The sequence below is a fragment of the Vibrio sp. 704 genome (genome assembly GCF_033339295.1).
Window position 1 is genome coordinate 131,795 of record NZ_JAWOUH010000003.1, and the last position, 10,147, is coordinate 141,941.

Sequence of the window (10,147 nt, forward strand, 5' to 3'; positions counted from 1 at the left end):
ACGATGAAGCGGAGTTCTAACGTTAAACGTTCTTCCATGGACAAAAGCTTAAAGCTTGGGAAAATTCTTCCCTTTGCTGCCTTTGGTGGTATTTTCTTCTTTGCTACGTACGAGTCAAAAACAGAAGGGTACATTTTTTCTGATGCTGATGAGTGTAAATCTAACTCGCCTGAGTTTAGTGAACAGTGTGACATTGCATACCAAGAAGCTTTAGCTCGTGCCGAACAAAATGCCCCTCGCTACCGCAGCGAGTTCGAATGCGAGAATGATTTCTACGAGGATGATTGTTACTACAGTTCCAGTTCCCGAGCTTATGTACCTAACTTTGGCGGTTTTTTTTACAGTCGCTCATTAAGCGGGTTGAAAGGTTATAACAAGAGCTATTACTCAGAGCCGATGTACCGTTATAAATCCAAATTCTATAATGGAGCAGGGCAATTCTTTGGCTCCTACCGAAATCAGCCGACCAAAGTTGCGACGAATAGCCTTAATAAACGTGGTGGCGGCACCATTGGCAGGGCGATGTCTCGAGGCGGGTTTGGTAAAGCGGTGTCGGTCAGTCGAGGCGGTTAAAAAGCACTATGTTTCGACGAGAAATACAAGAGCGCGAAAACTGGCGTGAATTAGCACGCCAGTTTGGTTTTGGTTTCCATACCATGTATGACCAACCGTATTGGGATGAGAGTGCTTACTATCAATTCACGCTGGAGCAAATTGAGCGCGATATAGAAGCGCCCACTGAAGAGCTGCATCAGATGTGCCTGGCTATTGTGGATGAAGTCGTTCGGAGTGAGCGGTTGCTGACGCAATGTGCGATCCCTGAATCTATGTGGGAGCAGGTCGCTTCTTCATGGAGACGAAGCGAATCTTCGCTTTATTCGCGGCTGGATTTCGCGTACAACGGGACCTCGCCAGCAAAATTACTGGAAAACAATGCGGATACGCCAACCAGCTTGTTTGAAACTGGCTTTTGGCAGTGGGTGTGGCTAGAAGATGTTGTAAATAAAGGTCGAGTTCACCAGAGCGCGGATCAATTCAATATTCTTCAAGACTTTTTGATCGAGCGCTTTGCCGAAATAGCAAAATACCAACCAGGACAAACACTTCACTTTAGCTGCTGCAAGTACACTGAAGAAGATAAAGGGACTGTCCAGTATTTAGAGGATTGCGCGCGAGAGGCAGGGTTAGCAACGGCATTCGTGCATGTCGAAGATATTGGAGTGACGGAAGATGGTCTGTTTGTGGATGCTGACGACAGAGCGATTCGTTGGATGTTTAAGCTTTACCCTTGGGAGTTTATGTTTGAAGAGGAATATGCGAAGTACTTAGCGACTGCGAACGTAAACTGGTTAGAACCGATGTGGAAGTCGATTCTATCCAATAAAGCACTTTTACCGTTATTGTGGGAGCGCTTTCCTAATCACCCGAACCTTTTGCCCGCTTATTTTGCTAACGATTCAAAAGCGAACACTATGAGAGATTATGTCATCAAGCCACTATTTTCTCGAGAGGGCGCGAACATCGAGATCGTCATCGATGGAAAACGTTTTGTTAAAACGTCAGGGCCTTATGAATCTAAATTCAATATCGTCCAGCAATACCATCCACTACCTAAGTTTGGGCACAACCATACGTTAATTGGCAGTTGGTTGGTCAATGATAGAGCTGCCGGTATTTCGATTAGGGAAGACAGTAGCTTAGTGACTCAAGATATGGCGCGGTATATTCCACATGTAATTTTAACATGATCAAAAAAGCTCTCCATTTGGAGAGCTTTTTGTCTATTCAGCCGTTCAATCTTGATGGTCGACAGCGTTGCGTCTATTGTTCTTCAGCTAATGCAACACCGCGCTGGGTAAGACCACATAACATCACTGGCATTGCATTGAAGATCTCTTCAAACTGCTCTAAGCCTTCCATACCTTGTTCGGCCAATGTTTCAATGGTTGTTTCTGGGTCGTAAAGCATAGTAAGAGAAAGTAAAACACCACCGAGTAGGGCATTATCTTCGCTATCCTCAGGCATCAACGTTTCCCAGTCATCACGCGCAAGTTGCCAGCCTTGTAATACACCTTCACAGAAATCGCGAGCCTGACTTGTTACAATGTCTTGCTCATCTAGCGCGCACCCTGCAGGCCACTGCCAAGTGCCTTCTAGGAGAGCGGGACGAGTTTGGTTCCACATTTGTACAATCTCGTCAATGTACTGCTCTAGTTGTTCACCGTCAGTAAATGGCGCTGTTTCTTCTCCACCCCATAAGAATGGTAACCACTCTTGAGGCATTAATACGTTTGGCGCTGCAGCCATCGCTGTTACAAAGCCTTGAGTTTTTGCTAGGTTTAGTAGTTTACCGTCAAGTTCTGGGAGAGAAAGGATGTCTTGTAGTTTCAAAATAGAATACCATTTGTTAATGGGCTGGTTGATTGCGCTCATCTTACCAATCAATTAGTGATAAATCGATATTAGGGAATGATTCACACATCTATGGAAATTCGCTCATCACTTAGAAAAAAAAGCATTCTCGCCCTAACACTTTACCTGTGCTTCTTTATCGCCACTATCGGTTCTGTCGCCTATTTGGTTGTTGAGCCACCGGTTAGACAAAAGCTAGAGCAAAACCTAGAGTTACGTACCCAACTCCTGGCTCTTGAGATAAAAGAGCCCCTCCTCAGTTCTACAGGTGTATTGAGCAGCTTAGTAGGGCTAGCCCAAGGGACTGAAAATATTCAATCTCTCAACACAATAATTCCACATATACTTCAATTGAGTGACAAGATGCTTGTTAGTGGTGGCGTATGGCCTAAACCCGAACTAAAAGCAGAACAATGGAGATATAAAAGTCTATTCTTCAATAAAAACAGTGATAGTGGTATTGACCAAATTCACTCCTACAATAACCCCGAATCTGGCGGTTATGATAATGAAGCCTGGTATGTCGCTGCCGCCGATGCTCCGGTAGGTTCTGTTAGTTGGTCTACGGTTTACATCGATACCTTTACTCAGGTCCAGATGATTACCGCGTCTTCTCCGTACTACCAAAACGGTCGATTCGCTGGAGTTGTAACGGTAGACCTATCACTTGATGCACTTTTTCAGTTTATTCGAGAGCACACGAACCAGCATTCTTTGGGGGTAGTGGTTCGCGATGCTGACTCAAACGTGATTATTGAACACAACTTTCAACTGACGGACGAAATTTATGTCAGCGAGCTTGATTTCGGAGAGTTCGATTGGCGCATGGAAGTTGTCAACGCAAAAGCTAAAGTCGCCGATCAAGTGTTTGAACAAGTGATGAGCGTTGAGGGGAGGATCATTCCATTTTTGCTCTTGTGTGTCTTGGTCGGTTACTACTTACTGAATCGCTATATTGTTGAACCAATTGTTCGCATTGCCGCTAAGATTGATGACTCGAAAACTGGTGGGATCATAGATATTGACTACGATAGCGATGACGAAATCGGACAGCTTATCGAGAAGTTCAATGAAAAGACGATCTATTTAGAGCAGGAGAGAATAAAAGCTCAGGCTTCGACAAACGCTAAAACGGCATTCTTAGCCACATTGTCCCACGAGATTCGCACACCAATGAACGGTGTACTAGGAACTGCCCAGATACTGTTAAAAACACCACTTACCGATGAGCAGCGTAAGCACCTGAGAACACTTTATGATTCAGGTGATCACATGATGACATTACTCAATGAGATTTTAGATTACTCAAAAATTGAACAAGGGCATGTTGAGTTTGAAAATAAGCCTTTCCCAATTGAGTCGATTATCGGCAGTATCAAGAGTGTTTATCAAACTCTATGTGCAGAAAAAGGTCTTCGCTTTAGAGTCGTCTCGCATTTACCAACGGGTCGTTGGTACAACAATGACAAAGCCCGTTTGCGTCAAGTACTGTTCAATCTACTCAATAACGCTGTTAAGTTCACCGATCGTGGCATCGTAGAGGTAGAGTTAGCCGAGAAATCGAGTAAGGCAGGCACCAAGCTGATACTAAAGGTAAAAGATACAGGAATTGGTATTTCAAAAGAGGCACAAAAACGCATTTTTCGTCCTTTTGAGCAAGCGGAGTCATCAACGACTAGACGGTTTGGTGGTACAGGGCTTGGTTTAGCAATAGTCAAAGAAATCGCGGAACATATGGGTGGGCAAGTGGTTGTAGAGAGTCAGGAGGACGCTGGAACGACTTTTACTGTCGAAATTGCCCTTACACCTTGCAAGCCGGGTAAAGTAGAGTCAATCAATACACATAAATTGAACTGTAAAGGGTTGAAAGCACTCATTGTTGAAGACAACCGAACAAATGCGATCATTATGGAAACTTTCCTCCGAGCCAAGGGCTTTGAGTGCACAAGTGTCGAAAATGGTCAGCTTGCAGTCGATGAGGTTGCGAGCAAACCATTTGATTTGATACTGATGGATAATCATATGCCTGTTCTAGATGGCGTTGGGGCCATATCAGCCATTCGAGCAATGAGTTCACCTGCTAAGTCGGTACTGATTTTTGGCTGTACAGCGGATGTGTTCAAAGAAACACAAGAACGTATGATTAATGTAGGAGCAGACCACATAATAGCGAAACCAATAGTGGAGTCTGAATTAAATGATGCACTGTATCTTCATGCGACACAGTTATATCAGTACCAATCCGGACTTTGATGGAAATGCAGCAGATAGCTTTAATGCTGAAAAGTGGTTACTCAACTTCTATGTCGCTCTAGATAATGGACATCTTAATGAAGCACTTGAGGCTATTTCAGCGATCATTGCGGAGGCTCCCCTTGAACTCAGTGACGACGTTTCTTCAGTCGCTGAACGGATAAGAAGTAACTTAAAGCGTCAGCAATCCCCAGACCAAGATGATATCGATACATTAACGATTTTGCTGGCCTCACCATAACTGAATCAATATGGCGCAACTGTGAATTGTTCTTACTATTCATACGTCATCCAGCTTCGTGACAAACTCTTCTAACCTGCAATGAACAGGCTTGCAGTTTTACTTTTACGAGTAAAGCAGCAAGACCTTCTACTGTGATTATATCGGTAATACTCTGAATTTTCGCAGCTTGGTAGCATAAGCTATAGGAGTGACTGTTTACAGTCCGAGTTTTGTTCTAACTTTACGTCAAAATAATTATCGTAACCCCTTTTTATGTAAGTGAAATCCGTGTTTTTGTACCATTTTTACGTAATTTTAGGCGTTTTTACTCGCCATTGGTGAAAAAAACTACTTTTACTTTAAAAGTTGGTTATAAATTTACAACTTAATTTTAAATACAGAGCCATAAGCTAGTTTTTGTGTTCTAATTGCATCATTAACTGGTTTGATGTCTTTTTAGTGGTTAATAGTTTTATTATTTTTATTAATTGCAGTGTTTAATTTTAAGGGTTTTGTAAATGAAGTCTCGTGGACCATTTTGTATTCGTCACGCCGCAGCGGATACCTTTGCTATGGTTGTTTTTTGCTTTATCACAGGGATGATTGTCGAGATTTTGATTTCAGGGATGACATTTGAGCAATCTCTAGCATCGCGTACGCTATCGATTCCAGTGAATATCGCCATTGCTTGGCCGTATGGGGTTTTTCGTGATTGGATGCTGCATCAAGGTAGTAAGGTGTCACCGTCTTCCTTTATGAAGAACATCTCTGATCTGGTCGCTTATGTACTATTTCAATCTCCAGTTTATGCGGGTATTTTATTCGCAGTTGGCGCGTCTACAGATCAAATTGTGACCGCAGTGGCAAGTAACGCTGTTATTTCTTGTGGCATGGGTGTGTTGTATGGGTACTTCTTGGACATGTGCCGCCGTTGGTTCCGTGTTCCCGGTTATTCTCAAAGCATGTAAATGCCCCAGTTTTGCTCAATTTAGTTACTTAGTGAGCAATCGATTCGAAAAGGGCGCTTTTTTTTATGTTTAGCCTTGACCATCAGGCACATAATCATTAAATTAGCGCCTCGTTAGCCAATGATGCTAACCAAAATTTGATTCGGTGAGTTGTCCGAGTGGCTGAAGGAGCACGCCTGGAAAGTGTGTATACGGCAACGTATCGAGAGTTCGAATCTCTCACTCACCGCCACATTCTATAAGCCCTTGTAGTGTAAGAACTTCTTATAATACAGGGGTTTGGTGTTTTAATGTAAGCTGCCTACTGGTACAAAGAGTAGGTACAATGTCGAACATCATGGCAAGTCCTTATAAGCATCCTCAAACTGGTGTTTACTACTTTAGAATGGCTGTCCCAAAAAAGCTGGTTCCTATAATCGGTAAGACAGTCTTCAAGAAATCTCTTCAAACGAAAAACCTTTCTGAAGCAAAGCAGCGATTTCCTCAGCATCTTGATGATGCGCTCAAGCAAATCGACTTCGCTAATTTAAAGCTATCTAATTCATCTGATATTGAGCTTAATGTCCGTGATTGCGCGATCATTGCCGAGCGTTGGTATCTGCGTGTTAAAGATGAGGTTGATGGTAATGGTAACTATGATTGCTATCTTCGATATGAATGGTATGGCGTTGAGGGCGATAAGCGTCTCCACGTATTCGGCTTGTCTGACACATTTGAGTTTAGTGGTCTAGATGCGTCAAAAGCTACTGAAGAGGAATACCAAGAGCTTTTGGAAGGTTTTAAAGACTTCATTGAGGAGCAGCTAAAAATAGAAGGTTTAGTTGTATGTGAGACAAGCGCTTCATATAGACGTTTGGTCTGTGCCTTTTATGATTACGCCCGTCGAGTTGAGTCTCTCTGCTTGGCTCGTCACAAGCGAGACTTTGGGTATGAGCCAGTGACCAGTTCAATCGCTAGTGAGCCCATTTCAGTGTCTAAGCCTGATAAGATACCGTCTAGGGTTTTGAAACCATCTCAGAACTCCATTTCGAGCCTATTGAAGCGTTACCTTGAGTCTGCATCTATTAATGGCAAAGCTTCTCAATCCTTGGCAGAGGTTGAGTCTCAGATAGAGCGTCTTATAGAGATAATAGGGGATCTAGACGTTGCTGATGTAACCAGAGGTCATATCTCAAAATACAAAGATACCCTGTTACAATTACCTAAGTCTAAAGCTAAAGAAATTAGAAACAAATCAGTACCTGAGCAGCTTGAGCTTGTTAAGACAAAGGGGCTCGAAACAATAGCTCCTTCAACCGTTAAGACTATTCTCAGAAAGACTTCTCCTGTATTTGGCTATGCTGTTGAGCTTGGTCTGATAGACGTCAACCCATACAAAGGTGTAACACTTCCCAAAGTGCAGAATAAGTCAGCGGTTGCCGAAGCTAAAGGCTTTAGCCCTAGTGAGATCAACCAGTTATTTCAGTTTGATATATTCACTGACGCTACTGCTAATAAGCCTTATGGCATGGCTTGTTATTGGGTACCACTTCTATGCAGGTATACGGGCTCTCGGATTGAAGAAATGGTTCAACTTAGAAGGTCAGATATACAACAGTCAGACGAAGGTATTCATTTTATTTATGTTCGTGAGGGTGAAGAGCAGAACGTAAAAAACGTTAAGTCAGTTCGACAAGTACCGATTCATGATCATCTCATTGATTTGGGCTTTTTGGATTATGTGGCGTCCTGTGGAGAGTTTTTATTCCCTGAGCACAAGCCAAACAAACACGGTAAAAGGTCTGGTGCTATTGGTAAGTGGTGGAGTAAACAAGTCAAGACGTTAGGTATAACCAAGCAGCCATCACACTCGTTTAGACACTCTTTGAGAACAGCTTTGCGTGGCCTAGGAGTGGTTGATTCTGTTAGTGATGCTATCACTGGTCACGCTCCGGCTAATATCGGAGCAGCATACGGTACGGTTGATATGAAGGCTAAGAAGAAAGCAATAGACTGTTTGCCTAGGTTGGCTGTCCAACGTCTTTGGTAGCTTTTAGTTAGTGTCTTTACACTGTTGTGTACACCTAAAGTCTCCCCACTGTACACACGTGTACACTTTGGTTTGAATTAGCCCGTAGGCCTTGTGGGATAAGGCTTACGAGCTCACAATGTCATTTCTATAACTCGTAGTTTTCTGTTACGTTAGGGGCTTTATTTCCACTATTTTTATCTTGAATACTTCCTTCGATAGTCCCAGCTTTTTCCAGCCACTTACTCCGTTGAGATATCGAGATACCTAGTTGAGAGCCCCTAGTGAACTTCCTTAAGCCTTCCCTGAAGATATCCTCTCCAAAGAACTCAACGAGGCGGCTGATGCTCTTTGAGACGTCTTTAATTTGCTTTTGCTCCCACTGCTCATCATCTTTGTCAGGCACATACTCCTTACCCTTAAAAGCATCTGAGAGTCGTCTAATCTTCGGGAAACCCTTAGAGTCCCAACAGCTTTGGGGTAGGTAATAACGTGACTCCAAGCCAAACTTGAGGTTTTCAACAAAGCTCTCTAAGTCGTTCATCTCGATGTCATTCCCTAATGCTTCTTTGCAAGCTTTTAAGCCGTTAGCGATGTGTCCAGCTTGACCACGGCTACACCCAACAAGCTCCTCTATTTGAGAGACGCTTAGGCCAAACTCTCGGTTAACAATTAGCTTGCGAAACTTAGCTTGCGTTGCTTCATCTTTAGTAACTCCAACCCCATGTGCTTGGTTGACATCTTGGGCTGCTGAGAATGCCTCAGCGTAGGTACGGTTTTCTATGATCAACGAGTTAATCATTAATTCAGCATCAGGGTTTTCTTCAAGGTACTTCAAACAAGCTCCAGTGCGGTGGAAACCATCCACTACGTAATACTTGTCATCAATCACAAAAACAGTGATAGGTTGCCTTATAGGCTGTCCATTACGAAGGTCTTCAAGAATCTCCTTACTTTGGCTCTCTTGCTTAATCTCTTGCGCTGAACGTTCTCGTTTGTCTTTTATGAGTTCAACGTCACGGGCTTGCATCGCGGGATCGAGTATGAGAGTTCGAGGGTCTAAATACGCAAATCTGCTATCTGCCATGAATTGATTCATAGTGTGTTATGTACCTGTAGGTCTATGACTGATTATTAATGTTTCTCTTTTTGGTTTGATTGGAACCCTAGGAGGGGGGAGGGTTCGGGGTAATACATATCGAATACGATTGCGGCGTACCGTTACGCACACACAAAATGGGATTTATAAAACTTCATTTTTTTGGTAATTACGGTGTACTAAGTCTTTGCTAAGGCTCTTTGGACTGTGGATAAGGAGACTCCTATTTCGGAGGCAATCTTTCTCAAGGAAAAACCTTGTGAGCGTAGCTCAGCGATACGCTGGTGGTTAGTTGTGTTAGTTGGTCTACCTTTATATTTCCCTGCTGCTTTAGCTTTCTCAATGCCTTCCTGACGTCTTTCCTGAATCATTGCTAACTCGAATTGAGCTACAGCTCCTAGCATGTTCAGCATGAGCTCAGACATATGATCACTTCCACCAGCATTAAAGCTTAGGTTTTCCTTGTGGAATCTCACGCTAACACCTTGGCTAGTCCAGTCGTTTATTAGTTGCTTCAAATCAACCAAATTACGAGCTAGGCGGTCGATGCTATGAACGTGGATTGTATCTCCTTCTCGAACGTAGTCTTTAAGAGCTTCTAATGCTGGTCGTTTAGTTGAACCGCCACTGCATTTATCTGTAAAGCTCTTATCAAAGGTGATACCAGAATCTGTAAGTTGACGGTCTGTATTTTGGTCTGTGGTCGAAACACGTAGATAAGCTATGTGTGCCATTAGGTGTACCCGTTTAACTCTAAGATGTTAGAAATTTTATTGTGGTCACAATTTTAATTCAACCCTAATGGGTACTGTTTGATCAAGGTTTGACCGTAGTCGTTTGGGTATACCTAATGGGTATATACTATCGTTTAATTTGATGGAACCAGCTATTTACTACGGTAATGCCCTCTAACGTATGTCCCATCTTTTCTATAGTACCCATTAACGTGTACTGTTTTCGGTTTACCCGTGTAATTACTTATATCCCCATAACAAGAGCCGTTTTCCGCGCATGCTCCATTACTGATCGAAGGTTGAGTTGTGTGCTTCTCTGATGCGCTAATTGCCTTTACTTGAGCTGCTGTTAGTAAACTTTTGTCACAAGACCAAGTAAGACCATTAACACAGTTACTGTAGTTAGTCTGAAGTTTAGCTTTACGTACTGCTTCTTTCTGAGAGTTTGTT

General features: G+C 42.9%; 8 protein-coding genes, 1 tRNA gene and 1 pseudogene. 6 read left to right on the forward strand and 4 right to left on the reverse strand.

The window, feature by feature from the left end; translation table 11 throughout:
• Window positions 1-3 precede the first annotated feature (3 nt).
• Together R7R24_RS06640 and R7R24_RS06645 are read left to right on the forward strand one after the other, a co-directional pair.
• Window positions 4-573 carry a DUF1190 domain-containing protein gene (locus tag R7R24_RS06640; RefSeq protein ID WP_025766906.1) on the forward strand — a complete coding sequence of 190 codons (570 nt, stop codon included), beginning with the start codon at window positions 4-6 and terminating at the stop codon, window positions 571-573.
• Window positions 574-581: 8 nt separating this feature from the next.
• Window positions 582-1,748: a glutathionylspermidine synthase family protein gene (locus tag R7R24_RS06645; protein WP_054577973.1), complete on the forward strand. Its 1,167-nt coding sequence runs from the start codon at window positions 582-584 to the stop codon at window positions 1,746-1,748.
• A 73-nt stretch (window positions 1,749-1,821) separates the two neighbouring features.
• Here R7R24_RS06645 and R7R24_RS06650 read toward each other — a convergent pair whose 3' ends face one another.
• Complete coding sequence (locus R7R24_RS06650; protein ID WP_005378278.1) at window positions 1,822-2,433, reverse strand: YecA family protein; 612 nt, start codon at window positions 2,431-2,433, stop codon at window positions 1,822-1,824.
• A 51-nt stretch (window positions 2,434-2,484) separates the two neighbouring features.
• Between R7R24_RS06650 and R7R24_RS06655 the strand changes: the two are divergent.
• From R7R24_RS06655 to R7R24_RS06670, 4 genes and pseudogenes are all read left to right on the forward strand, one after another.
• Window positions 2,485-4,906 (forward strand): annotated as a pseudogene (locus R7R24_RS06655) (ATP-binding protein).
• Window positions 4,907-5,406: 500 nt separating this feature from the next.
• Window positions 5,407-5,856: an L-alanine exporter AlaE gene (locus tag R7R24_RS06660; protein ID WP_025766903.1), complete on the forward strand. Its 450-nt coding sequence runs from the start codon at window positions 5,407-5,409 to the stop codon at window positions 5,854-5,856.
• 144 nt (window positions 5,857-6,000) lie between these two features.
• Window positions 6,001-6,088, forward strand: a tRNA-Ser gene (locus R7R24_RS06665).
• 93 nt (window positions 6,089-6,181) lie between these two features.
• Window positions 6,182-7,885 carry a site-specific integrase gene (locus tag R7R24_RS06670; RefSeq protein WP_005390782.1) on the forward strand — a complete coding sequence of 568 codons (1,704 nt, stop codon included), beginning with the start codon at window positions 6,182-6,184 and terminating at the stop codon, window positions 7,883-7,885.
• Window positions 7,886-8,012: 127 nt separating this feature from the next.
• On the opposite strand, the gene R7R24_RS06675 is transcribed toward R7R24_RS06670, so the two are convergent.
• From R7R24_RS06675 to R7R24_RS06685, 3 genes are all read right to left on the reverse strand, one after another.
• On the reverse strand, window positions 8,013-8,951 hold the full coding sequence (locus R7R24_RS06675) for a hypothetical protein (RefSeq protein ID WP_234702563.1): 939 nt from the start codon (window positions 8,949-8,951) through the stop codon (window positions 8,013-8,015).
• 191 nt (window positions 8,952-9,142) lie between these two features.
• On the reverse strand, window positions 9,143-9,697 hold the full coding sequence (locus tag R7R24_RS06680; RefSeq protein ID WP_031781197.1) for a recombinase family protein: 555 nt from the start codon (window positions 9,695-9,697) through the stop codon (window positions 9,143-9,145).
• 152 nt (window positions 9,698-9,849) lie between these two features.
• The coding region (locus R7R24_RS06685) for a hypothetical protein (RefSeq protein WP_318119474.1) at window positions 9,850-10,147 on the reverse strand (298 nt) is incomplete at its 5' end.

What these genes read in the sequence shown, in the direction of transcription:
- R7R24_RS06640 (WP_025766906.1), top strand. Translation starts at nt 4, where the DNA reads ATGAAGCGGAGTTCTAACGTTAAACGTTCTTCCATGGACAAAAGCTTA.
- R7R24_RS06645 (WP_054577973.1), top strand. Translation starts at nt 582, where the DNA reads ATGTTTCGACGAGAAATACAAGAGCGCGAAAACTGGCGTGAATTAGCA.
- R7R24_RS06650 (WP_005378278.1), bottom strand. Translation starts at nt 2,433, where the DNA reads ATGAGCGCAATCAACCAGCCCATTAACAAATGGTATTCTATTTTGAAA.
- R7R24_RS06660 (WP_025766903.1), top strand. Translation starts at nt 5,407, where the DNA reads ATGAAGTCTCGTGGACCATTTTGTATTCGTCACGCCGCAGCGGATACC.
- R7R24_RS06670 (WP_005390782.1), top strand. Translation starts at nt 6,182, where the DNA reads ATGTCGAACATCATGGCAAGTCCTTATAAGCATCCTCAAACTGGTGTT.
- R7R24_RS06675 (WP_234702563.1), bottom strand. Translation starts at nt 8,951, where the DNA reads ATGGCAGATAGCAGATTTGCGTATTTAGACCCTCGAACTCTCATACTC.
- R7R24_RS06680 (WP_031781197.1), bottom strand. Translation starts at nt 9,697, where the DNA reads ATGGCACACATAGCTTATCTACGTGTTTCGACCACAGACCAAAATACA.